Genomic DNA, 23,418 nt, shown 5'->3' on the forward strand with positions numbered 1-23,418 from the left:
GGAGCCAGCGCATCGAGACCAGCCGCTCCCAACTCGATACGGGCCTGCGGCCCTACTCGATGAGCGGTGGGCGGGGCTAGAGCGACTGCGTGACGAGCAGCACCATCGCGACGAGCGTGAGCGCCGCGCCGCCGACGATGATCGGCCGGAAGCGGCGCGCCATCGTGCGCGGCGGCCGGTCGTCGTCGAAGCGCTCGAAGTAGGGGTCGAGCTCCGGCGGCACCCGGTCCTGCTCGCGGCTCTGCTCCTGCATGTGCCAAGCCTGCCACGGATGACGGATGCCGTCCCGGCGTGTCCGGGACGGCATCCGTCGTGTGGTGGTGCGACTCAGTCGCGGTCGTCGCCCTCGCGGCGGTCCGGGCGCGGTCGCTCGACCTTCGGCAGCGCGGTCGTCGAGAGGCGACCGCGGTCGGGCTGCGGGTGCGGTTCGCGCGACTCGATCTCCTCGTCGATCGCCGCGATGGCCGTCGTGTCGGCCGCGGGCAGGGCCGCCTCGAAGCGAGCGCGGCGGCGCTTGAGCCACAGCGCGAGCACGATGATGAGCGCCATCGCGACGTAGGCGACGATCGAGAACGGGCTCTGCACGAGGTAGGACGGGTCGCCCTGCCCGATCTGCATCGCCTTGCGCAGCTGCTCCTCGGCCATCGGCCCGAGGATCGCGCCGACCACGAGCGGCGCGATGGGGAAGCCGAGGCGTCGCATGAAGAAGCCGAGCACGCCGAGCACGAGCAGCACCCCGATGTCGAACACGGTGAAGTTCGCCGCGTACGCGCCGAGTCCCGCGAAGACCAGGATGCCCGCGTACAGGTAGGGCCGCGGGATCTGCAGCAGCTTCACCCAGATGCCGACGAGCGGCAGGTTGAGCACGAGCAGGAGGGTGTTGCCGATGTAGAGGCTCGCGATGAGCGCCCACACGAGCGCCGGCTGCGTGTCGAACAGCCGCGGTCCCGGCTGGATGCCGTAGCTCTGGAACGCGCTCAGGATGATCGCGGCCGTCGCGGTCGTCGGGATGCCGAGCGTCAGCAGCGGCACGAGCACGCCCGCGGCGGCGGCGTTGTTCGCCGACTCCGGCCCCGCGACGCCCTCGATCGCGCCCTTGCCGAACTGCTTGCGGTACTCGGGCTTCGCGAGGCTGCGCTCGGTCGCGTAGGAGAGGAAGGTCGCGACGTCGGCGCCGCCGGCAGGAATGGAGCCGATCGGGAAGCCGATGCCCGCGCCGCGGAGCCACGGCTTCCACGAGCGCGCCCAGTCGGAGCGGCGCATCCAGGTGCGCCAGCCGCGCGTGATGGGGATGATCGGGATCTCGCCGTTCCGCAGCCGCGAGCCGACGTAGAGCGCCTCGCCGAGGGCGAAGAGGCCGACCGCCACGAGCACGACGTCGATGCCGTCGCCGAGCTGCGGGATGCCGAGCGTGAACCGCGCCTGCCCGGTGAGCGTGTCGACGCCGATGAGGCCGATGAAGAGCCCGATCGAGAGCGACACCATGCCGCGCCACGCGCTGTCGCCGAGCAGCGCGCCGACCGTGAGGAACGCGATCACCATGAGCGCGAAGTAGTCGGCCGGGCCGAGGCTCACGGCGAAGCGCGCCACCACGGGAGCGAGCAGCGTCAGCAGCACCGTGGCGATGGTGCCGGCGACGAACGAGCCGATCGCCGCGGTCGCGAGCGCGGCGGCGCCGCGGCCGGCGCGCGCCATGCGGTTGCCCTCGAGCGCCGTGACGATCGAGGCCGACTCGCCGGGCGTGTTCAGCAGGATCGAGGTCGTCGACCCGCCGTACATGCCGCCGTAGTAGATGCCGGCGAAGACGATGAACGCCGCGGTGGGCTCGAGCGAGTACGTGATCGGCAGCAGCAGCGCGACGGTCATCGCGGGGCCGATCCCGGGGAGCACGCCGACGGCGGTGCCGAGCAGCACGCCGAGCAGCGCCCACAGCAGGTAGATCGGCTGCAGCGCGGTCGCGAAGCCCTCGAGCAGCAGGGTCCAGGTGTCCATCAGAGACCGATCCAGGAGGTCAGGGTGCCGGTCGCCGGGAGCGAGAGGCCGAGCAGCGTGCCGAACACGACTTGCGTGATGACGCCGAGCGCGAGCCCGATGAGCGCGGCGACCCACCAGCGCTTCGCGCCGAGGGCGAGCGATGCGCCGGTGAAGAGGATGGTGACGCCGAGCGGCCACCCGAGGTGGGGGATCGTGAGCATGAGCGAGAGGAAGCTCAGCACGACGACGCCCGTCGAGCCCCACGAGGTGCCGTGCTCGAGGTCGATGTCCTCGCCCTCCTCCGCGTGGCCGAAGCGGCCCCGCAGCTGGCCGACGAGCACGGCGATCGCGCTGACGAGCATGAGCCCGCCGACGGCGTAGGGGACGACGCGAGCGCCGAGGGTGTTGGTGGAGCCCGGAGGCTCGCGGATGGTCGTGGTCGCGATGAGCACGGCGATCGAGAGGAGCGCGATGAGTCCGACGAACGCCATCGCCTCGATCCGGGCGGAGCGCGACGCCGCCGACGCGCCCGAGGAGGTCGCGCCGGCGGACGTCGCGGGGCTCATTCGATGAGCCCGATCGTGCGGAGGGTCTCCTGCGTCTGCGTGATGTCGTCGGCGAGGAACGCGTCGAACTCGTCGCCCGGGAGGAACGCATCCGTCCACCCGTTGGTCGAGAGGATCTCGGTCCAGGCGTCCTGCTCGTGCAGCTCGGTGACGAGGTCGACGAGCGCCGTGCGCTCCGCCTCGGTGATGTCGCCCGGCGCGATGACGCCGCGCCAGTTGGTCACCGCCACGTCGATGCCCTCGTCCTGGATGGTCGGCACGTCGGGGAGCGCCTCGGCGGGCTCGGCGCTCGAGACGGCGAGCGCGCGGAGGTCGCCCGAGAGCACCGACTCGGAGAACTCGCCGACGCCGGAGATGCCGGCCTGCACGGTGCCGCCGAGCAGCATCGTGAGCGCCTCGCCTCCGCCGGAGTTGGCGATGTAGTTGAGCGTCGAGGGCACGTCGGCGGCGTCGACGCCGCCCTCGGTGAGCAGCAGGCCCGCGAGGATGTGGTCGATGCCGCCTGCCGAGCCGCCCGTGACGGCGATGCCCTGGCCCTCCTCGACCACCGCGTCGACGAGGTCCTGCAGCGACTCGTAGGGCGAGTCGGCCGGCACGACGATGACGAGCGGCTCCTCGGTGAGCTTCGCGATCGGCGTCGTGTCCTCGATGCGTGTGTCCGAGGCGTTCGTCTCGACCGCGCCGACCATGACCGAGCCCGTGATCATGAGCGTGTTCGGGTCGGTCTCGGTCGCGAGGCTCGCGAGGCCGACCGTGCCGCCGGCGCCGCCGATGTTCTCGACCGGAGCCGAGCCGACGAGGTCGGTGTCGGTGAGCACCTGCGAGATCGCGCGGGCGGTCTGATCCCAGCCGCCGCCGGGGTCGGCGGGCGCGATGACGTTCACGGCGGTGATGGCCGCGGCCTCGCCGTCGCCGGCGGGCGCGCTGCCCGCGGGGGCACCGCCGCCCGACGAGCAGGCCGCGAGGGCGAGCATCGCAGTCCCCGCGATGCCGACTCGGACGATGGTCGAGAAGCGCGTGCTGCGCGCGGTGCTGGGGTGCATGGACCGTCTCCTCCTTGAGCGCCCGGCGCCATGCCGGGTCACGATCTGCCAGGACGCTAACCGGGCCGGATGCGCTGCGTCGCGTTGTGGTCGATGTGTGCGTTTCGGTCGTTTCGGTCACGATCCGCCGCGCGGCATCGCGCCTACCATGGGGCCGTGAGGAGAGCGATGAAGCTGCGCACGCAGATCGTGCTGCTGCAGAGCGCGATCATGCTCGTCGTCATCCTCGGCTCGGGCGTCGCCGCTGCGTGGCTGCAGGAGCGCTCGCTCCGCGATGCCTACCTCGACCGCATGATCGGGGTCGCCTACTCCGTCGCGCAGCTGCCGTCGGTGACCGAGGCGTTCGACGATCCCGACCCCGCCGCCGTCATCCAGCCGATCGCCGAGACGGTGCGGGAGGCATCCGATGTCACCTACGTCGTGGTCTCGAACGTCGAGGGCATCCGCTACTCGCACCCCAACCCCGAGCGGATCGGCGAGGTGGTCTCGACTCCGCCCGATGCCGCCAGGAGCGGCGAGCTCGTCACCACGACCGAGACCGGCACGCTCGGCACCTCGTGGCGGGCGAAGGTGCCCGTCTTCGGCCCCGACGGGGAGATCATCGGCCAGGTCTCGGTGGGCATCCTCGAGTCAGAGCTGCACGCCGAGTGGCTCAGCACCGTCTGGATCCTCGGCCTGTGCCTCGCCGTCGCGGCGGTCGTCGGCGTGCTGCTCGCGGGCTGGGCGGCGGCGCAGGTGCGCAAGCGCATCTACGGCGTCGAGCCCGAGGAGATCAAGTCGATGCTCGAGACCCGCAACGCGACGCTCCACGGGATCGGCGAGGGGCTCGTCGTGCTCGACGACTCGGCGACGATCACGCTGTGCAACGACTCGGCGCTCCGCCTGCTCGGCCGCGAGGGCGACGACCTCGCCGGTGTCGCGATCGCCGAGGTGCTCGATGCGCAGCTCGAGCTGCTGCTGGCCGACGCGGGCGAGCAGCAGCTCGTGCTCGCGGGCGAGCGGATGCTCGTGGCCCGTGCCGACCCGGTGGTCGTCGACGGCCGCACCGTGGGCACCGTGCTCATCCTGCGCGACCGCACCGAGCTGGACGCGGCGCTGCGCGACCTCGCCGGTGCGCAGGGCATGACCGAGACGCTGCGTGCGCAGCAGCACGAGTTCGCCAACACCCTGCACACCCTCGGCGGCCTGCTCGAGCTCGGCGAGACCGAGGCGGCGATGCAGGTGATCGAGCGCGCCGGCGCGGGCGGGGCGCTCGCGGCGCTCGAGCCCGCGAGCGGCATCCTCGAGCTCGAGGTCGCGGCGCTGCTGCTGGCGAAGCGGGCGCAGGCGCGCGAGCACGGGGTCGAGCTCGTCGTGCGCGACGGGTCGAGGCTGCGCCCCGCCGCCCCCGCGGGCGACGCGAGCGACTGGGTCACGGTGCTCGGCAACCTGCTCGACAACGCGATCGAAGCCGCTGCCGGCGGCCGCGTCGAGGTCGCGATCGACGACGTCGACGCCGAGGCGGGCCGCGTCGTGACGATCGTCGTCGACGACGACGGACCCGGGGTGCCGGAGGGCCGGCGGCTCGCGATCTTCGACCTCGAGGAGTCGACGAAGCCGCGCGCCGCCGGCCTCGCTCGCGGCTATGGGCTCACGCTCGTCCGCCGCGTCGTCGAGAGGCTCGGCGGCAGCGCGGCGGTCGAGGCATCGCCGCTCGGCGGTGCGCGCTTCACCGCGACGCTGCCGGTCGCGCGCCGCGAGGTGCCGGCGTGAGGACGCTGCGAGCACTGATCGTCGAGGACGATCGAGCGGTCGCGATGGTCACGCGCGGGTTCATCGAGCGGCACGGCGCGTTCCTGGTCGCGGGCCAGGCAGGCACGGGTCGGGACGCCCTCGAGGCGATCGAGGCCATCCGCCCCGACCTCGTGCTGCTCGACGTGCACCTGCCGGATGCGTCCGGGATCGAGGTGCTGCGCGTCGCGCGGGCGCGCGGCTTCGCCGGCGAGGTCGTGGCGGTCACGGCCGCGCGGGACCTCGAGACGGTGCGCGCCGCGCGCGCCTTCGGCGTGCGCCACTACCTCGTGAAGCCGTTCGGCCTCGAGGCCATGCGCGAGCGGCTCGAGGCGATCCGGGCCGAGATCGAGCGGGCCGAGGCGCTCGGGCCCGCGGTGCTCGACCAGCGGGCCGTCGACGCGATGCTGCAGCCGGCCGACCGGCAGCGCCCCGCGCCGCCCGGCTCGCAGCTCACGCTCGAGCGCGTCGCGGCGGCGCTCGACGCCGCGGAGGCGACCGTGAGCGCCGCCGAGCTCGCCGAGCTGCTCGGCATGTCGCGCGTGAGCGCGCGCCGGTACCTCGAGCGGCTCGTGCTCGATGGCCGCGCGGAAGTCGCCCCGCGCTACGGGGGCACGGGACGGCCCGAGCTGCGCTACAGCCCGCGCCGCTGAGGCTGGGCCGGCACTAGTGCACCGGCGTGTCGAAGAGCGTGCCGATCATGTACGTCGCCGCGAGCGCGATGCCGCCGCCGATGAGCACGCGGAACATCGCGACCCGCTTGCCGGAAGCGCCGATGCGCGCCGAGACGAAGCCCGTGATGAGCAGCGCGACCATCGTCGCCACGACGATCGGCCAGGGCATCCACGCGCTCGGCGCGAAGAGCGCCGCGAGCAGCGGGATGAGCGAGCCGAGCGAGAAGGCGACGGCGGATGCGGCGGCGGCCGACCAGGGGTTGTTCAGGTCATCGGGGTCGAGGTTGTACTCGATGCTCAAGTGCGCGCGCAGCGGGTCCCGCTCGTGCAGCTCGACCGCGGCGGTGTGGGCGGTCGCGGGGGAGAGGCCCCGCTCCTCGAACATGTGGGCGAGCTGGTCGATCTGCCCGTCGGGGTTGTCGGCGAGGAACTGCTCCTCGCGCCGGATCGCGCCGCGCTCGCTATCGCGCTGCGACGACACCGAGACGTACTCGCCGACGCCCATCGAGAACGCGCCGGCGACGAGCGCCGCCACGCCGGCTGTCAGCACCCCCGCAGGCGAGGTGCCGGCGCCCGCGACGCCGACCATCAGGGCCGCCGTCGAGACGATGCCGTCGTTCGCGCCGAGCACGCCGGCGCGCAGCCAGTTGAGCTTCGACGCGATAGATCCGACCGGCGGCGGCAGGTCGGGACGGCGCTGGAGCGCAGGATCCATGGATGTCCTCCCGGGCGTCCATCGTCCGGTGCCCGTGCGGGCGCCGCAAGCAAGGCGGCACTCGGCGGATCTGCGCCCGCGAGCCGAAGGCATCGGCTTCGGCGAGCCGAAAGCGACAGGGCCGCATGCGGTGCGGGGATAGGCTGGTCGACGGCGATTCCCCAACAGCACACCGATTGGATGACGCGTGGATCTGTACGAGTACCAGGCAAGGGACCTGTTCGAGCAGCACGGGGTCCCCGTGCTGCGCGGCATCACGGCTGACACGCCCGAGGAGGCGCAGGCGGCTGCTGCGGAGCTCGGCGGCGGTGTCGTGGTCGTGAAGGCGCAGGTCAAGACGGGCGGTCGCGGCAAGGCCGGCGGCGTCAAGCTCGCGAAGAGCCCCGAGGAGGCGAAGGACGCCGCGGAGGCGATCCTCGGCCTCGACATCAAGGGCCACACCGTGCACCGCGTGATGGTCGCCGAGGGCGCCGCCATCAAGGAGGAGTACTACTTCTCGGTGCTGCTCGACCGCGCCAACCGCTCGTACCTCGCGATGTGCTCGTACGAGGGCGGCATGGAGATCGAGCAGCTCGCCGAGGAGCGCCCCGAGGCGCTCGCCAAGGTCGAGGTCGACCCGGCGACTGGCATCGACCAGGCGAAGGCCGAGGAGATCGTGCGCGCCGCGAGCTTCCCCGAGGAGCTCGTCGCGAAGGTCGCGCCCGTCATCGTGAAGCTCTACGGCGTCTTCACCGGCGAGGACGCGACGCTCGTCGAGGTCAACCCGCTCGTGCTCACCGAGGGCGGCGACGTCATCGCGCTCGACGGCAAGATCACGCTCGACGAGAACGCCGAGTTCCGCCACGAGACGCACGCGCAGCTCGAGGACAAGGCCGCGGCGAACCCGCTCGAGGCGAAGGCCAAGGAGGCCGGCCTCAACTACGTGAAGCTCGACGGCCAGGTCGGCATCATCGGCAACGGCGCGGGCCTCGTCATGTCGACGCTCGACGTCGTCGCCTACGCGGGCGAGCGCCACGGCGGCGTCAAGCCCGCCAACTTCCTCGACATCGGCGGCGGCGCATCCGCGCAGGTCATGGCCGCGGGCCTCGACGTCATCCTGAACGACGAGGACGTCAAGAGCGTCTTCGTCAACGTCTTCGGCGGCATCACCGCGTGCGACGAGGTCGCGAACGGCATCGTGAAGGCGCTCGAGATCCTCGGGGCGGAGGCCTCGAAGCCGCTCGTGGTGCGGCTCGACGGCAACAACGTCGAGGAGGGTCGGCGGATCCTCGCCGACGCGAACCACCCGCTCGTGACGGTGGTCGAGACGATGGACGAGGCCGCCGACAAGGCCGCCGAGCTGGCTGCGGCATAGGAGAACCAGAAGAGATGTCGATCTACCTCAACAAGGACAGCAAGGTCATCGTCCAGGGCATCACCGGCGGCGAGGGCTCGAAGCACACCGCCCGGATGCTCGCGGCCGGCACCCAGGTCGTCGGCGGCGTGAACGCGCGCAAGGCCGGCACGACCGTCTCCCACACGGCGAAGGACGGCTCCGCCGTCGAGCTGCCGGTCTTCGGCTCCGTCGCCGAGGCGATGGCCGAGACGGGCGCCGACACGTCGATCGTCTTCGTGCCGCCGGCCTTCGCGAAGGACGCCGTCATCGAGGCCGTCGACGCGGGCATCGGCCTGCTCGTCGTCATCACCGAGGGCATCCCGGTGCAGGACTCGGCCGAGTTCTGGGCCCACGCCAAGGCGAAGGGCACGACGCGCATCATCGGGCCGAACTGCCCGGGCATCATCACGCCCGAGGAGTCGCTCGTCGGCATCACGCCGGCGAACATCACGGGCAAGGGCCCGATCGGCCTCGTGTCGAAGTCGGGCACGCTGACCTACCAGATGATGTTCGAGCTGCGCGACATCGGCTTCTCGACCGCCATCGGCATCGGCGGCGACCCGATCATCGGCACGACGCACATCGACGCGCTCGAGGCGTTCGAGGCCGACCCCGAGACGAAGGCGATCGTCATGATCGGCGAGATCGGCGGCGACGCCGAGGAGCGCGCGGCCGACTTCATCAAGGCCAACGTGACGAAGCCGGTCGTCGGCTACGTCGCGGGCTTCACCGCTCCCGAGGGCAAGACGATGGGCCACGCCGGCGCGATCGTCTCCGGCTCCTCCGGCACCGCAGAGGCGAAGCAGGTCGCGCTCGAGGCGGCCGGCGTCAAGGTCGGCAAGACGCCGTCCGAGACCGCCCGCCTCATGCGGGAGGTCATCGAGTCGCTCTGAGCGACTGCGTGAGCACGACTGCGTGAGCAACGGGCCCCGGCTTCGGCCGGGGCCCTTCCTCGTTCCCGGCCGCCGTTCGGGCGCGCGGTCTAGGGTGGCTGCACGACCCGAGGAGGCAGCCATGCATCACGACGCGAGCAGCGAGCACGACGGCGAGGGCACGAAGAAGCCCGGTGGGCTCGGCGACGACGGCACGATCCCCGCGAACCCCGACGGGCTCGGCGCGACGACGACCGACGAGGAGTCGACGTTCGAGCCGGAGGAGGACGAGGCGGCCGACGACGAGGCCGCGAAGCCCGACGTCGACTGACGACGCCTCGCGCTCGGCGCGAGCGCGGTGCACAGTGGCAGCATGACGATCCTCTGCGCGACGTGCGGCGTCGAGACCGCTGCGCCGCTGCCCGAGACCTGCCGCATCTGCGCCGACGAGCGGCAGTGGGTGCCGCTGCACGGCCAGATCTGGACGAGCGTCGAGGAGCAGCTCGCCGATGGCATGCACATCGACGTCGTCGAGCTCGAGCCCGGCGCGTGGGCGCTCACGTCCGACCCCGCGGTCGGCATCGGCCAGCGCTCGATCCTCGTGCAGACCGACGCGGGCAACGTGCTGTGGGATCCGCTCGGCACGATCACCGACGACGCTGTCGAGCAGGTGCGCGAGCTCGGCGGCCTCTCGTACGTCGTCGCGTCGCACCCGCACATGTTCGGCGTGCAGTGCGCGTGGGCGGACGCGCTCGACGCGCGCGTGCTCGTGAACCAGCGCGACGCATCCTGGATCGCCAGGCGGCACGAGCGCATCGACCTGTGGGACGGCGAGCTCGAGCTGCTGCCGGGCGTGCGGCTCATCCGCTTCGGCGGCCACTTCCCGGGCGCCGCCGTCATCCTGTGGGAGCGGGGGAGCGGCGGACAGGGATCGCTGCTCGCCGGCGACACGATGCAGCCGAAGCCCGATCGGCGGAGCGTCGCGTTCATGCGCTCCTACACGAACGACATCCCGCTCTCGGCCGGCGTCGTGCGGCGGCTCGCGGAGCAGTCGGCGGCGCTGCGGTTCCGCCGCGTGTACGGCAACATCCCCGGCCAGGTCGTCGAGGACGGGCCGGAGGCGATCGCGCGCAGCGCGCAGCGCCACATCGACTGGGTGACGGGCGTGCACGACGACCTCACGTGAGGCGTGGCAGCCCGGACGGGGGCGAGCAAGAGGGGCGGATGCGCCCGAGCGGGGCCGGCACGCCCGGCCCGCTCGGGCGGATCCGCCCCTCTCGGTCTCGCGTCAGCGCAGGTGCGCGAGGATCGCGTTGAGCGACGCGCTCGGGCGCATCGCCGCGTCGGCGAGGTCGGTGTCGACCCGGTAGTAGCCGCCGAGGTCGACGGGCGAGCCCTGCACCTCGAGCAGCTCGCGCTCGATCGCGGCGGTCTGCTCGACGAGCTGCTGCGCGACCGGCGCGAACGCCTCGGCGAGCTGCGCGTCGACGGTCTGGCCGGCGAGCTCCTCGGCCCAGTAGCGCGCGAGCCAGAAGTGGCTGCCGCGGTTGTCGATCTCGCCGACCTTGCGCGACGGCGACTTGTTCTCGTTGAGGAACGTGCCGGTCGCCGCGTCGAGCGTCTCGGCGAGCACGCCCGCGCGGGCGTTGCCGGTCGACTCCGACAGGTGGCGGAACGACTCCGCGAGCGCCATGAACTCGCCGAGCGAGTCCCAGCGCAGGTGGTTCTCCTCGACGAGCTGCTGCACGTGCTTCGGCGCCGAGCCACCGGCGCCCGTCTCGAACAGGCCGCCGCCGTTGAGCAGCGGCACGACCGAGAGCATCTTCGCGCTCGTGCCGAGCTCGAGGATCGGGAAGAGGTCGGTGTTGTAGTCGCGCAGCACGTTGCCGGTCACCGAGATGGTGTCCTCACCGCGGCGGATGCGCTCGATCGAGACGCGCGTCGCCTCGACGGGGCTCAGGATCTGGATGTCGAGCCCCTCGGTGTCGTGCTGCGGCAGCTCGGCCTCGACCTTCTTGATGAGCTCGGCGTCGTGCGCGCGCTCGGCGTCGAGCCAGAAGATCGCGGGCGTCGACGAGGCGCGGGCGCGCGTGACCGCGAGCTTCACCCAGTCGCGCACCGGCACGTCCTTCGTCTGGCACGCGCGCCAGATGTCGCCGGCCTCGACGTCGTGCGAGAGCAGCACGTCGCCGGCGGCGTTCACGACCTCGACGCGGCCGTCGCGCTCGATGCGGAACGTCTTGTCGTGCGAGCCGTACTCCTCGGCCTTCTGCGCCATGAGGCCGACGTTCGGCACGGAGCCCATCGTCTTCGGGTCGAAGGCGCCGTTGCGCTGGCAGTCCTCGATGACGACCTGGTAGATGCCGGCGTACGACGAGTCGGGGATGACCGCGAGCGTGTCGGCCTCCTCGCCATCCGGGCCCCACATGTGCCCTGACTGGCGGATCATCGCGGGCATGGATGCGTCGACGATGACGTCGGAGGGCACGTGCAGGTTCGTGATCCCGCGGTCGGAGTTCACCATCGCGAGGCGGGGGCCGTCGGCGATGCCCTGCTCGATCGCGGCGCGCACCGCGGCGGCCGTCTCGTCGCCGAGCTCAGAGAGCCCGGAGAGGATCGAGGCGAGTCCGTTCTCGGGCGAGAGGCCCGCCTCGGCGAGCTGTTCGCCGTACTGCTCGAACACCGCGGGGAGGAACGCGCGCACGACGTGGCCGAAGATGATCGGGTCGGAGACCTTCATCATCGTCGCCTTGAGGTGGGCGGAGAAGAGGATGTGCTCGTCGCGCGCGCGGCGGACCTGCTCGGCGAGGAACGCGTCGAGCGCCTTCGCCGACATGAACGTCGCGTCGACGATCTCGCCCTCGAGCACGGCGAGGCCGTCCTTGAGCACGGTCGTCTCGCCATCGGCGCCGACGAGGCGGATCTGCAGCGTGTCGGCGGCGGGCATCGTCACCGACTGCTCGTTCGAGCGGAAGTCACCCGCGTCCATCGTCGCGACGGCCGTCTTCGAGTCGGCCGACCACGCGCCCATCGAGTGCGGGTGCTTGCGCGCGTACTCCTTCACCGAGCGCGGGGCGCGGCGGTCGGAGTTGCCCTCGCGCAGCACCGGGTTGACGGCCGAGCCCTTGACGGAGTCGTAGCGGGCCCGCACGTCGCGGTCGTCGTCCGTGACGACCTCGTCGGGGTAGTCGGGGAGCGCGAAGCCCTTCGACTGCAGCTCGGCGATGACGGCCTTGAGCTGCGGCACCGAGGCCGAGATGTTCGGCAGCTTGATGATGTTGGCCTCGGGCGTCTTCGCGAGCTCGCCGAGCTCGGCGAGCGCGTCGGCCTCCTGCTGCTCGGCCGGCAGGCGGTCGGCGAAGGCGGCGACGACGCGACCGGCGAGCGAGATGTCACGGCGCTCGACCTCGACGTCGGCGGCCGCGGCGAACGCCTCGACGATCGGCAGCAGCGAGTGCGTCGCGAGCATCGGCGCCTCGTCGGTGTACGTGTAGATGATCTTGGCCATGCGGCTCGAACCCCTCGCGGTCTCGGATTGTGACGGCGGCCTCGAGAGCGTGCGCGGGCCGCGCCGTGCGCATCCAACCTACCGCGACCATGCCCGAGCGCCGCGCGGCGGAAGGACGCGGGGCGGATGCGTCGGTAGGGTGCCAGCCGTGCGTCGCGTGTGGGCCGGGATCGGCCAGGCAGTCGAGTCCGCCGCCATCGCAGCGGTGGGCCTCGTGCTGTGCGCGCTCGTGCTGCTCGCCGTCTGGGGCGTCGATGGGGGCTTCGCCGGCGACCCGCTCGTGCAGTGGCGCATCGCGGCCGACGCGTGGCTCGTCGGCCACGGCGTCGACCTCTCGCTCGAGCTTGGCCGCGACGCGGTCATCGCGGTCGGGATCGAGGCGGCGAGCCGGCCCTTCGCCGTCACGCTCGGCGCGTGGGGCATCGGCCTCATCACGCTGTGGCTGCACTGGCGCAGCGGTCGCCGGCTCGCCGAGCTGCCGATCCTCGATGCGGGCATCGCGACGCTCTGCGGCGCGCTCGCGACCGGCACCGTCGGCCTGCTCGCGGCCGTGAGCGCGCAGCACCCCATCGCATCCCCCGACCTCGCGCAGGCCTTCGCGCTGCCCGCGCTCGTCGCGCTCGTCGGCATGGCCGCCGCGATCGTGCGCGTGCACGGGCACGACTGGCTCGACGCGGCATCGCGTGCGCTCACGATCGAGGACCGCTGGATGCGCCCGCTCCGCGCCGCGCTCCGCACCGGCGCGGGCGGGGCGGTCGCGGTGCTCGGCGTCGGCGGGCTCGTGCTCGGCGTCGGCCTCTTCGCGCGCTTCGCCGACGGGCTGCTCGTGATGGAGTCGCTGCAGGTGACGCACCTCGGCGCGTTCGTGCTCTTCCTGCTGCAGCTCGCGCTCGCGCCCGTCGCGATCGTCTGGGCCGCGGCGTGGGCGATCGGGCCGGGCTTCATGATCGGCACCGGCTCGCACGTCTCGCCGCTCGGCACCGACCTCGGCCCGATCCCCGCGATGCCGCTGCTGTCGGCGATCGACCCCGAGGCGGCGCCGTGGATGCTCGCGGTCGTCGCGCTCCCGGTCGTCGCGGCGGTCGTGGTCGGCGCGCTCGCGCGGCAGACGATCCTCGCGGGCGAGCCCTCGCGCCCCGTGCACTGGTGGGAGCTCGCGATCGCCGGCGTCGGGGGCGGCGTGCTCGCCGGAGCGCTGCTCGGCCTCGCCGCGATGCTCTCGAGCGGCGCGACCGGGCCGGGTCGGCTCGCCGAGGCGGGCCCCGACGCGGTGCTCGTCGCCGCGTGGGGCGCGCTCGAGGTGGGCGTCGGCCTGCTCATCGGCCTCGTCGTCGGCGGCCGCGGCGTCGGCTCGCTCGCCCGCGAGGGAGAGGGCTCGACGATCCGCGAGGTGCTCGGGCTGCGCGCCGACCGTGATGCGGCGGATGCGTCCGCGGGCGGTGCGGACGCCGACGAGCAGGAGACGCGGTCGGTCGCGCCGCTCGCCGAGCCGGCGCCCGCCGAGCCCGTGACGGCCCAGCCGGCGACGGCCGAGCCGCAGGAGACGTCCCCCGTCGTCGCGGTCTCGATCGAGGATCAGGCGGAGACGCAAGCGGTCGAGCCCGTCGACGCGCCCGCCGGCGGTGCGGAGGCGCCCGACGACGGCCCCGAGCCCGGGAGCGCGGCTGACGGAGCGCATCCGACCCCGTCTGCCGACGACGACGAGCGCCGTCGGTAGGCTGGAGGACGTGCTCCGCGTCGTCGTCCTCGTCTCCGGGAGCGGCAGCAACTTCGCCGACCTGCTCGATCGCGCCCGCTCCGGCCGCGTCGCCGTCGAGGTGATCGCCGTCGGCGCCGACCGCGAGTGCGGCGGCGTCGAGATCGCGCGCGCCGCCGGCATCCCGACGTTCGTCGAGCCGTTCGCGCCGCCGCGCGAGGCGTGGAGCGAGCGCGTCGCCGAGCGCGTCGAGGCGTTCGAGCCCGACCTCGTCGTGCTCTCGGGCTTCATGCGGCTGCTCTCGGCGCAGGCGGTCTCGCGCTTCGCGCCGGCGCTGCTCAACACGCACCCGGCGTTCCTGCCCGAGTTCCCCGGCGCGCACGGCGTGCGCGACGCGCTCGCGGCGGGCGTCACCGAGACGGGCGCGAGCGTCATCATCGTCGACAGCGGCGTCGACACCGGCCCGATCCTCGCCCAGCAGCGCGTGCCCGTGCTGCCTGATGACACCGAGGCGACGCTCCACGAGCGCATCAAGGCCGTCGAGCGCGACCTGCTCGCGGGTGTGCTCGAGGGCATCGCCGACGGCTCGATCGACCTCGCCGACCACGGCCTCGAGCACAAGCTCGACCGGCCAGAGACCGCACCGGAGGAAGCCAAGTGAGCGGACCCCAGCACGACCCGAGCCTCTACCGCGAGCGCGATGCGGTGCCCTTCCGGCGCGCGCTGCTCTCGGTGAGCGACAAGACCGGCATCGTCGAGCTCGGCGCGGCCCTCGCGCAGGCGGGCGTCGAGCTCGTCTCGACCGGCTCGACCGCGAAGATGCTCGCGGACGCGGGGCTGCCGGTCACCGAGGTCGCGGCTGTCACCGGGTTCGCGGAGGCCCTCGACGGCCGCGTCAAGACGCTGCACCCGGCGATCCACGCCGGCCTGCTCGCCGACCTGCGGCTCGAGCACCACGAGGCGCAGCTCGCCGAGCTCGGCATCGCGCCGTTCGAGCTCGTCGTCGTCAACCTCTACCCGTTCGTCGAGACGGTGCGCTCGGGCGCGGCCGACGCCGACATCGTCGAGCAGATCGACATCGGCGGCCCGGCGATGGTGCGCGCGTCGGCGAAGAACCACGCGAACGTCGCGATCGTCACCGACCCGCGCGTCTACCCGCTCATCGCGAAGGCCGCCGGCACGGGGCTGGACCTCATGCAGCGCCGCGCCCTCGCGCGCGATGCGTTCGCCCACACCGCCGCCTACGACCGCGCCGTCGCGCGCTGGTTCGCGGGGGAGCCGGTCGACGAGCCGAGCGCCGCCGCGGCGACCGCGCCGGCTGCCGAAGCGCCGGCAGCCGCCGAGGCGCAGGCCGCCCCGGCGACCGCGACGAGCGCGCCCGAGTCCGTCGACGCATCCGCCGCCGACACCTCGAGCGCGAGCGGGCTGCTGCGCGCGGTCGGTGCCGCGAGCCTCGTGCAGGGCCTGCGCTACGGCGAGAACAGCCACCAGCAGGCCGGCTTGTTCGCGCTGCCCGGCGGCCGCGGCATCACGCAAGCCGAGCTGCTGCACGGCAAGCCGATGTCGTTCAACAACTACGTCGATGCCGATGCGGCGCTGCGTGCGGCGTACGACTTCGTCGAGCCGGCGGTCGCGATCATCAAGCACGCCAACCCGTGCGGCATCGCGATCGCGGCGCCCGGCGCTGCCGACGCGATCGCCTCGGCGCACGAGCGCGCGCACGCGTGCGACCCGGTCTCGGCCTTCGGCGGTGTCATCGCCGCGAACCGCACCGTGACGCGCGCGATGGCCGAGACGGTGAAGGACATCTTCACCGAGGTCGTGGTCGCGCCCGACTTCGAGCCCGAGGCGCTCGAGCTGCTCACGGCGAAGAAGAGCATCCGGCTGCTGCGGCTGCCCGAGGGCTACGCGCGCGAGGGCTCGGAGCTGCGGCAGGTCTCGGGCGGCGTGCTCGTGCAGCAGCCCGACACGTTCGAGGGCTTCTCGTCGCACACGTGGCGGCGGGTCGCGGGCTCGCACGTGCCCGACGACGTGCTCGCCGATCTTGAGTTCGCGTGGCGCGCGGTGCGCTCGGTGAAGTCGAACGCCATCCTGCTCGCCGCCGGGCTCGCCTCGGTCGGGGTCGGCATGGGCCAGGTCAACCGCGTCGACTCGTGCGCGCTCGCGGTCTCGCGAGCGGGGGAGCGGGCCGCGGGCTCGGTCGCGGCATCGGATGCGTTCTTCCCGTTCGCGGACGGCCTCCAGGTGCTGCTCGACGCGGGCGTGAGCGCCGTCGTGCAGCCGGGCGGCTCGGTGCGCGACGAGGAGGTCATCGCCGCGGCGACCGCCGCCGGCATCACGATGTACTTCACAGGGGAGCGCCACTTCGCGCATTGAGTCCGAAGCGCGCAATGGGGCGCAGCCCCGTTGCGCGCGAAGGACTCAAGGTCGAGTAGCGCGGCCGAAGGCCGCGCGTACCGAGACCCGGTCCGCCCCGGTCGAGCGTCCGCTAGCCTCGCCCGCATGAGCGCGGGGACGATCGACGACGTGCGCCGCGCGCGTCGCGTGCTGTGCTTCGGCGTCACGGGATCGGGCAAGTCGACGCTCGCGACCGCGCTCGCCGAGCGGCTCGGCCTGCCGGTCGTGCTCATGGACGACCTCTGCTGGGATCCCGGCTGGGTGCAGCCGCCGCGCGCCGAGCTCGACGCGCGCGTGCTCCCGGTGCTCGACCGGGAGGCGTACGTCGCCGACACGGTCTACGGCATCCACAACCGCGCCGCGATCGAGCGCGTCGACGTGATCGTCGGCCTCGACTACCCGCGGCTCGTGTCGCTCGGCCGGCTCGTGCGCCGCACGGCGAAACGCCTCCGCACGCGCGAGCGCGTCTGCAACGGCAACGTCGAGACGCTGCGGCTCGTGCTCGCGCGCGACTCGATCCTCGTCTGGCACTTCCGCTCGTGGCGCTCGAAGCGCGAGCGGATGCGCGCTTGGCGCGCCGACGCCGGGGCGCCGCCCGTGCTGCTGCTCCGCACGCCCGCCGACGCCGATCGGCTGCTCGCGGCGCTCGATCGGGGAACGCGCGACGCCGAGTCATCGGGAAACGCCGATCAGCGGTAGACACGTCGCATGGCATCTGCTTAGGATCGAAGGCTGTCTGCACCGACCGGGTGCTGCCGACGCCAGGAGGATGCCATGAGCACGACGACGACCGCTGCGATCGCTGCCACCCGCGCCCTCCGCGTCCGCTCCGCGGGCCCCGCCGCCTAGGACGGCCGAAGGGCCCCGCCCGCCGCGAGCCCGCTCGCCCCGCGTCACGCTCCGCTGACGCCGCACGACCACTGCGACCATCGTCGCGTCACACCATCGCAGGCCTACCCAGCCTGCGACCGCGAAGGATCCCCTCATGTCCTCGACGTCTCCGGACCAGACCGAGACCAAGCCCGTCGGCCACCTGCGAGCGCTCTCGCGGCTCGTGCCGTTCCTCCGGCCCGTGCTGCCGCGCCTGCTGTGGGGCACGTTCGCCGCGCTGCTCTCAGCGCTGCTGAGCCTCGCGACGCCCATCGCGATGCGCGCGCTCGTCGACGGCCCGCTCGCCGCCGGCGACGCGGCCGCCGTGTGGCCGGTCGGCATCGCGATCCTCGCGCTCGGCCTCGGCGAGGCGTTCTTCGTCTACATGCGCCGGCTGCTCGTGACGCTGCCCTCGACCAAGGTCGAGGCGTCGATGCGCCGCACGCTCTACGCGAAGCTGCAGGCGCTGCCGGTCGCGTTCCACGACCGCTGGCAGTCGGGGCAGCTGCTCAGCCGCGCGGTGCAGGACCTCGGCATGATCCGCCGCTTCACCGCCTTCGGCGCACCGCTGCTCGTCGTCAACTCGATCACGCTCGTGGTCGGCATCGGCGTGCTCTTCTACTGGAGCCCGCTGCTCGCCGGCGTCTTCGTCACGCTCTCGGCGCCCATCGTGCTCGTCGCGCTGCGCTTCGAGCGCCGCTACTTCTCGATCTCGCGCTCCGCGCAGGACCAGGCGGGCGACCTCGCGACGACCGTCGAGCAGTCGATCCACGGCATCCGCGTGCTCAAGGCGTTCGGCCGTGGCCGCCACGCGCTCGAGGGCTTCACCGACCAGGCCAAGCGGCTGCGCGAGACCGAGATCGACAAGGCCCGCATGGACGGCAGCTTGTGGATGTGGCTGACGATCGTGCCGTACGTCTCGTACGCCGTCTGCCTCTTCCTCGGCGTCTGGCTCGCGGCGAGCGGCCAGATCACGGTCGGCACGCTCTTCGCGTTCTTCGCCGTCGCGATGGTGCTCAACTGGCCCATCGAGTCGATCGGCTTCCTGTTCGCGTTCCTCATCGACGCGTCGAACGCATCCCGCCGCTTCCACGAGATCCTCGACAGCGAGAACACGATCGTCGACCCGGCCGAGCCGAAGACCATCCGCGAGCCGAAGGGCCGACTCGTGTTCGAGGGCGTGCACTTCCGCTACCAGGACGCGCAGCCGCACGAGCGCGACCTCGTCGACGGCGCCGACCTCGTGATCGAGCCGGGCGAGACGATGGCGCTCATCGGCATCACCGGCTCGGGCAAGACGACGCTCACGGCGCTGCCGACCCGCCTCTACGATGTCACGGGCGGCCGGGTGCTGCTCGATGGCGTCGACGTGCGCGAGCTCACGCTCGAGGAGCTGCGCACGCACATCGCGATGGCGTTCGAGGACGCGACGCTCTTCTCGGCGTCCGTGCGCGACAACGTGCTCATGGGCGCCCCGGATGCGTCGGAGGAGGCCCTCGACCGCGCCCTCTCGATCGCGCAGGCCGACTTCGCGCGCAACCTGCCGGACGGGCTCGACACCGAGATCGGCGAGGAGGGCCTCTCCCTCTCCGGCGGCCAGCGGCAGCGGCTCGCGCTCGCGCGCGCCGTCGCGGCCGACCCGGCGGTGCTCGTGCTCGACGACCCGCTCTCGGCGCTCGACGTCGAGACCGAGGCGCAGGTCGAGGATGCGCTGCGGCACGTGCTCGAGCGCACGACCGCGCTCATCGTCGCCCACCGCCCCAGCACGGTGCAGCTCGCCGACCGGGTCGCGCTCATGCACGACGGCCGGATCGTCGACGTCGGCACCCACTCGGAGCTGCTCGCCCGCAGCGAGCACTACCGCTACGTGATCTCGAGCCTCGAGGAGGCCGAGCGCGACCGCCAGTCGATCGCCGCCGTCACCGGCGCGATGGAGGTCATCGACCTCGACGAGCTCGATGCCGAGTCTTCCGAGGGGGTCTCCCGATGACCGTGCAGGGCGTGCAGGGCGAGGACCGCACCGACTACACCAAGGCCGAGTCGAAGGCCATCCGCGCGCGCTCGCGGCGGCTGCTCGGCTCGCTGCTGAAGCCGCACGTCGGCCGTGTCGTCGTGACCCTGCTGTTCGTCGTCATCGCGGCGGCCGCGAACATCGCGGGGCCGCTGCTCATCGCCTACGGCATCGACGTCGGGCTGCCCGCGATCATGCAGCAGGGCGACTGGATGCCGCTGTGGGTCGCGACGCTCGTCTACATCGCCGCGGCGATCGCCGCCGGCGTGCTCATGTACCTCTACACGGTCGGCATCGCGCGCATCAGCCAGACGGTGCTCTACGAGCTGCGCCGCCGCCTGTTCGCGCACGCGCAGCGGCTGAGCCTCGAGTTCCACGAGTCCTACACGTCGGGCCGCATCATCGCGCGGCAGACGAGCGACCTCGAGTCGATCCGCGACCTGCTCGACCAGGGCCTCAACGAGCTCGTGCGCGGCGTGCTCATCATGGGCTTCACGGCCGGCGCCATGACGCTGCTCGACCCGCTCTCGGGCGCGATCATCGGCATCGCGCTCATCCCGGCGATCATCCTCACGCGCTGGTTCCAGGTTCGCTCGACGGTGCTCTTCCGCGAGACGCGCACGACGAGCGCGCGCATGATCGTGCACTTCGTCGAGACCATGACGGGCATCCGCGCCGTGAAGGCGTTCCGCAAGGAGGGCGCGAACCAGCGCGAGTTCGACGAGCGCGTCGACGACTACCGCGACGCGAACTACCGCACGATCAACATCTTCGGCATCTACGAGCCGGGCATCATGATGATCGGCGCGGTCACGATCGCGACGCTCGTGCTCGTCGGCGGCCTCCGGGTCGTCGAGGGCTCGATGCAGATCGGCGCCCTGCTCGGCGTCGCCCTCTACGCGCGCAACTTCTTCCAGCCCATCCAGGGCATCGGCATGTTCTTCAACGGCTACCAGTCGGCCTCGGCCGCGCTCGAGAAGATCTCGGGCGTGCTCGAGGAGGAGCCGACGGTGAAGGAGCCGGTGCAGCCGAAGGCGCTGCCCGCCTCGCGCGGCCAGATCGACTTCGACGCGGTGCGCTTCGCGTACGGCAACGGCAAGGTCGTGCTGCCCGACTTCGACCTGCACATCCCCTCCGGTCAGACGATCGCGCTCGTCGGCACGACCGGCGCGGGCAAGTCGACGCTCGCGAAGCTCGTCTCGCGCTTCTACGACCCGACCGACGGATCGGTGAAGCTCGACGGCGTCGACCTGCGCGAGCTCGCGAACGACGACCTGCGGCGCGCGGTCGTGATGGTGACGCAGGAGGCCTACCTCTTCTCGGGCACCGTCGCCGACAACATCGCGCTCGGCAAGCCCGGCGCGAGCGACGAGGAGATCGAGGCGGCCGCGCGTGCGGTCGGCGCGCACGGCTTCATCGAGGCGCTGCCCGACGGCTACGCGACCGACGTCAACAAGCGCGGCGGTCGCGTGAGCGCGGGGCAGCGGCAGCTGCTGTCGTTCGCGCGCGCGTTCCTCGCCGACCCGCGCGTGCTCATCCTCGACGAGGCGACCGCGTCGCTCGACATCCCGTCGGAGCGGCTCGTGCAGGAGGGCCTCACGACCCTGCTCGCCGACCGGACGGCGATCATCATCGCCCACCGGCTCTCGACCGTCGCGATCGCCGACCGGGTGCTCGTGATGGAGCACGGCCGGATCATCGAGGACGGCTCGCCCGCCGAGCTCATCGAGCAGGGCGGCAAGTTCGCCTCGCTGCACCGCGCGTGGCGGGAGTCGCTCGTCTGATTCACCCGTTCGTCGAGTAGGCGCCGTAGGCGCCGTATCGAGACGTCTCGATACGTGGCCTGCGGCCGCTGCTCGACGAGCGGGGGAACGTAGCCTGTTCGTCGAGTAGGTCGCGGAGCGGCCGTGTCGAGACGGACCGACTGTGCGTCTCGATACGCGGCCTGCGGCCGCTGCTCGACGAGCGGGGGAACGTAGCCTGTTCGTCGAGTAGGTCGCGGAGCGGCCGTGTCGAGACGGACCGACTGTGCGTCTTGATGCGCGGCCTGCGGCCGCTGCTCGACGAGCGGGGGAACGTAGCCTGTTCGTCGAGTAGGTCGCGGAGCGGCCGTGTCGAGACGGACCGACTGTGCGTCTTGATGCGCGGCCTGCGGCCGCTGCTCGACGAGCGGGGGAACGTAGCCTGTTCGTCGAGTAGGTCGCGGAGCGGCCGTGTCGAGACGGACCGACTGTGCGTCTTGATGCGCGGCCTGCGGCCGCTACTCGACGAGCGGGGGAACGTAGCCTGTTCGTCGAGTAGGTCGCGGAGGGGCGGCCTGCGGCCGCTGCTCGACGAGCGGGTCGGGCCGACGAGCGGGGTGCTACGGGCGGGTGGAGCGGTCGAGCGCGACCGCTTGCCACGGGCCGAGCTCGAGCGCGGCCACGCCGCCGGCGACCTCGACGACGGATGCGCAGTCCGGCACGACGACGTCGCAGTAGCTCCCGTCAGGCAGGCCGACGGGCACCTCGACCGAGGTCGGCTCGTCGTCGAGCTGCACGGCGAACGCGGCCGTCTCGCCGCGGAGCGACACGAACACCGAGTCGATCGACGACTGCTCGGTGACGGGCGCGTCGACGACGCGCGAGCGCCAGGAGACGAGCTCGAGCGTGCCCGGCCAGCGGTGCTGGCACACCCACTCGCCGTCGTTCCAGCCGCCCTCGGGGTCCGGTCGCGCATCCGCCGTGCACGAGGCATCCGCCACCGAGCCGTCGGGCTCGAGCTCGGGACCCGCGTCGCGGTCGGAGAAGGCGTAGCCCGAGTAGAGCGTCGGCGGCCCGTAGTCGCTCGCGAGCATGACCGCGGTCGCCGCGGCGAAGGCGCCGCCGTCGCGGTAGGAGAGCGTCTGGCCGTTGCGCTCGGTGTCGTGGTTGGCGACGAAGGTGCGCTGGCCCTCCTCGAGCAGGCCGTAGCCGGCGGGGGAGAGGTCGGCGAGCGCCCGCGCCTGCCCGCCGCGCACGAAGGCGCCGACGCGCTCGGCCCAGCCGAACTCCCACACGGTCGAGAAGCCCGTGTACTGCTCGGGCGTCACCGGCTCGCCCGCGCCGCGGATCACCTCGCTGATGACGGGCGTGCCCTCGGGCAGCGCGCCGACGATCGCGGCTGCGTCTCTGGGGTCGATGTGCTTCGCCGCGTCGATGCGGAAGCCCGTCACGCCGAGCGAGAGCAGGTCGTCGAGGTAGGCGACGATCCTCGCCCGCACGGGCTCCGACTCGGTCGCGAGGTCGGCGAGGTTCTCGAGCTCGCAGTGCTGGATGACGAAGGGCTCGCGGTAGGCGTCGATGTCGTCGTCGGGCGTGCGGTCGCAGTCGTGGAAGTCGGCGCGGCCGTAGAGGCCGGGGTACTCGTAGTGCTCGAAGGCGGTGCCCGCCCAGCCCGAGCCCGACTCGACGCCCGCCATGTGGTTGATCACCGCATCCGCGTACACGTCGACGCCTGCCTCGCCGCACGCGGCGGTCATCGCGGCGAACTCGTCGCGCGTGCCGAGCCGCGACTCGACGGCGTAGGAGACGGGCTGGTAGCTCCACCACCACTCGGTGCCATCCGCGCCGGGCAGCTCCGCTGTCGCGCCGTCGACGTGCTCTTGCGGCGGCGAGGTCAGCACCCACGCGACGCCGGCCTCGCCGAGCGCGGGGCACTCGGCGGCGATCGCGTCCCACGTCCACTGGAACATCGCGACGCCCGCGTCGCGGCGCTCGGGCGGGGCGGATGCGCAGCCCGCGACCGCGAGCGCGGCCGCGCTGGCGACGATGGCGGCCAGGCGTCGCACGCGGCGCTCGCGGGGCTAGATGTACCGGGTCATGACCTTGGTGCGGTTCGGGTGATCGGTGGGGCTCCGATGGCTGAGTGGATGCGTTCAGTGTTGTAGCGCTGGAGCCAGGGCGCAAGGGCGGCAGCCCGTTCTGCGT

19 protein-coding genes are annotated in these 23,418 nt (G+C 72.5%); 12 read left to right on the forward strand and 7 right to left on the reverse strand.

What is annotated here, in order from left to right:
- Positions 1 to 76: 76 nt before the first annotated feature.
- The 4 genes from ACP7BI_RS04655 to ACP7BI_RS04670 form a co-directional block, all read right to left on the reverse strand.
- The gene (locus ACP7BI_RS04655; RefSeq protein ID WP_021010806.1) at positions 77 to 253 is read right to left on the reverse strand and encodes a hypothetical protein; all 177 of its coding nucleotides are present in this window, start codon (positions 251 to 253) and stop codon (positions 77 to 79) included.
- Between the two features lie 74 nt (positions 254 to 327).
- Positions 328 to 1,992, reverse strand: a complete 1,665-nt coding sequence (locus ACP7BI_RS04660) for a tripartite tricarboxylate transporter permease (protein WP_425844041.1) — start codon at positions 1,990 to 1,992, stop codon at positions 328 to 330.
- The gene (locus ACP7BI_RS04665; protein WP_425844042.1) at positions 1,992 to 2,540 is read right to left on the reverse strand and encodes a tripartite tricarboxylate transporter TctB family protein; all 549 of its coding nucleotides are present in this window, start codon (positions 2,538 to 2,540) and stop codon (positions 1,992 to 1,994) included. Before ACP7BI_RS04665 ends, ACP7BI_RS04660 begins: the two co-directional genes overlap by 1 nt.
- Positions 2,537 to 3,583, reverse strand: coding sequence for a Bug family tripartite tricarboxylate transporter substrate binding protein (locus ACP7BI_RS04670; RefSeq protein ID WP_425844043.1), 1,047 nt, complete (start codon positions 3,581 to 3,583; stop codon positions 2,537 to 2,539). Before ACP7BI_RS04670 ends, ACP7BI_RS04665 begins: the two co-directional genes overlap by 4 nt.
- Before the next feature lie 168 nt (positions 3,584 to 3,751).
- On the opposite strand from ACP7BI_RS04670, the gene ACP7BI_RS04675 reads away from it, so the two are divergent.
- Together ACP7BI_RS04675 and ACP7BI_RS04680 are read left to right on the forward strand one after the other, a co-directional pair.
- Positions 3,752 to 5,335 carry an ATP-binding protein gene (locus tag ACP7BI_RS04675; protein WP_425844044.1) on the forward strand — a complete coding sequence of 528 codons (1,584 nt, stop codon included), beginning with the start codon at positions 3,752 to 3,754 and terminating at the stop codon, positions 5,333 to 5,335.
- The gene (locus ACP7BI_RS04680) at positions 5,332 to 6,006 is read left to right on the forward strand and encodes a response regulator (RefSeq protein WP_425844045.1); all 675 of its coding nucleotides are present in this window, start codon (positions 5,332 to 5,334) and stop codon (positions 6,004 to 6,006) included. The genes ACP7BI_RS04675 and ACP7BI_RS04680 overlap by 4 nt, the downstream gene beginning before the upstream one ends.
- Positions 6,007 to 6,019: 13 nt before the next feature.
- On the opposite strand, the gene ACP7BI_RS04685 is transcribed toward ACP7BI_RS04680, so the two are convergent.
- On the reverse strand, positions 6,020 to 6,742 hold the full coding sequence (locus ACP7BI_RS04685) for a VIT1/CCC1 transporter family protein (protein ID WP_425844046.1): 723 nt from the start codon (positions 6,740 to 6,742) through the stop codon (positions 6,020 to 6,022).
- 187 nt (positions 6,743 to 6,929) lie between these two features.
- Between ACP7BI_RS04685 and sucC the strand changes: the two genes are divergently transcribed.
- The 4 genes from sucC to ACP7BI_RS04705 all read left to right on the forward strand — a co-directional run bounded on the left by sucC (position 6,930) and on the right by ACP7BI_RS04705 (position 10,175).
- On the forward strand, positions 6,930 to 8,096 hold the full coding sequence (gene sucC, locus ACP7BI_RS04690) for an ADP-forming succinate--CoA ligase subunit beta (protein WP_425844047.1): 1,167 nt from the start codon (positions 6,930 to 6,932) through the stop codon (positions 8,094 to 8,096).
- Positions 8,097 to 8,110: 14 nt separating this feature from the next.
- A complete protein-coding gene (sucD, locus tag ACP7BI_RS04695) occupies positions 8,111 to 9,010 on the forward strand; it encodes a succinate--CoA ligase subunit alpha (protein ID WP_425844048.1) in 900 nt (299 codons plus the stop codon).
- A gap of 121 nt (positions 9,011 to 9,131) precedes the next feature.
- Positions 9,132 to 9,320 (forward strand): hypothetical protein, encoded by a 189-nt coding sequence (locus ACP7BI_RS04700; protein ID WP_211450375.1) that lies wholly within the window; start codon positions 9,132 to 9,134, stop codon positions 9,318 to 9,320.
- A gap of 42 nt (positions 9,321 to 9,362) precedes the next feature.
- Positions 9,363 to 10,175: an MBL fold metallo-hydrolase gene (locus tag ACP7BI_RS04705; protein ID WP_425844049.1), complete on the forward strand. Its 813-nt coding sequence runs from the start codon at positions 9,363 to 9,365 to the stop codon at positions 10,173 to 10,175.
- Between the two features lie 102 nt (positions 10,176 to 10,277).
- Here the strand turns inward: ACP7BI_RS04705 and ACP7BI_RS04710 are convergent, their stop codons facing one another.
- Complete coding sequence (locus ACP7BI_RS04710; protein ID WP_425844050.1) at positions 10,278 to 12,497, reverse strand: NADP-dependent isocitrate dehydrogenase; 2,220 nt, start codon at positions 12,495 to 12,497, stop codon at positions 10,278 to 10,280.
- A 148-nt stretch (positions 12,498 to 12,645) separates the two neighbouring features.
- Between ACP7BI_RS04710 and ACP7BI_RS04715 the strand changes: the two genes are divergently transcribed.
- The 6 genes from ACP7BI_RS04715 (at position 12,646) to ACP7BI_RS04740 (ending at position 21,255) form a co-directional block, all read left to right on the forward strand.
- Positions 12,646 to 14,214, forward strand: a complete 1,569-nt coding sequence (locus tag ACP7BI_RS04715) for a DUF6350 family protein (protein ID WP_425844051.1) — start codon at positions 12,646 to 12,648, stop codon at positions 14,212 to 14,214.
- Between the two features lie 10 nt (positions 14,215 to 14,224).
- Positions 14,225 to 14,854 carry a phosphoribosylglycinamide formyltransferase gene (gene purN, locus ACP7BI_RS04720; protein WP_425844052.1) on the forward strand — a complete coding sequence of 210 codons (630 nt, stop codon included), beginning with the start codon at positions 14,225 to 14,227 and terminating at the stop codon, positions 14,852 to 14,854.
- Complete coding sequence (gene purH / locus ACP7BI_RS04725; RefSeq protein ID WP_425844053.1) at positions 14,851 to 16,569, forward strand: bifunctional phosphoribosylaminoimidazolecarboxamide formyltransferase/IMP cyclohydrolase; 1,719 nt, start codon at positions 14,851 to 14,853, stop codon at positions 16,567 to 16,569. Before purN ends, purH begins: the two co-directional genes overlap by 4 nt.
- Positions 16,570 to 16,695: 126 nt before the next feature.
- Positions 16,696 to 17,289 carry an adenylate kinase gene (locus tag ACP7BI_RS04730; protein WP_425844054.1) on the forward strand — a complete coding sequence of 198 codons (594 nt, stop codon included), beginning with the start codon at positions 16,696 to 16,698 and terminating at the stop codon, positions 17,287 to 17,289.
- A 286-nt stretch (positions 17,290 to 17,575) separates the two neighbouring features.
- Positions 17,576 to 19,450: an ABC transporter ATP-binding protein gene (locus ACP7BI_RS04735; RefSeq protein ID WP_425844055.1), complete on the forward strand. Its 1,875-nt coding sequence runs from the start codon at positions 17,576 to 17,578 to the stop codon at positions 19,448 to 19,450.
- Positions 19,447 to 21,255, forward strand: coding sequence for an ABC transporter ATP-binding protein (locus ACP7BI_RS04740; protein ID WP_425844056.1), 1,809 nt, complete (start codon positions 19,447 to 19,449; stop codon positions 21,253 to 21,255). The genes ACP7BI_RS04735 and ACP7BI_RS04740 overlap by 4 nt, the downstream gene beginning before the upstream one ends.
- Before the next feature lie 578 nt (positions 21,256 to 21,833).
- On the opposite strand, the gene ACP7BI_RS04745 is transcribed toward ACP7BI_RS04740, so the two are convergent.
- Complete coding sequence (locus ACP7BI_RS04745; RefSeq protein WP_425844057.1) at positions 21,834 to 23,279, reverse strand: alpha-amylase family glycosyl hydrolase; 1,446 nt, start codon at positions 23,277 to 23,279, stop codon at positions 21,834 to 21,836.
- Positions 23,280 to 23,418 lie beyond the last annotated feature (139 nt).

The sequence above is a fragment of the Agrococcus sp. TSP3-2-1 genome, assembly GCF_049897585.1.
In the GTDB taxonomy this organism is placed as follows: domain Bacteria; phylum Actinomycetota; class Actinomycetes; order Actinomycetales; family Microbacteriaceae; genus Agrococcus.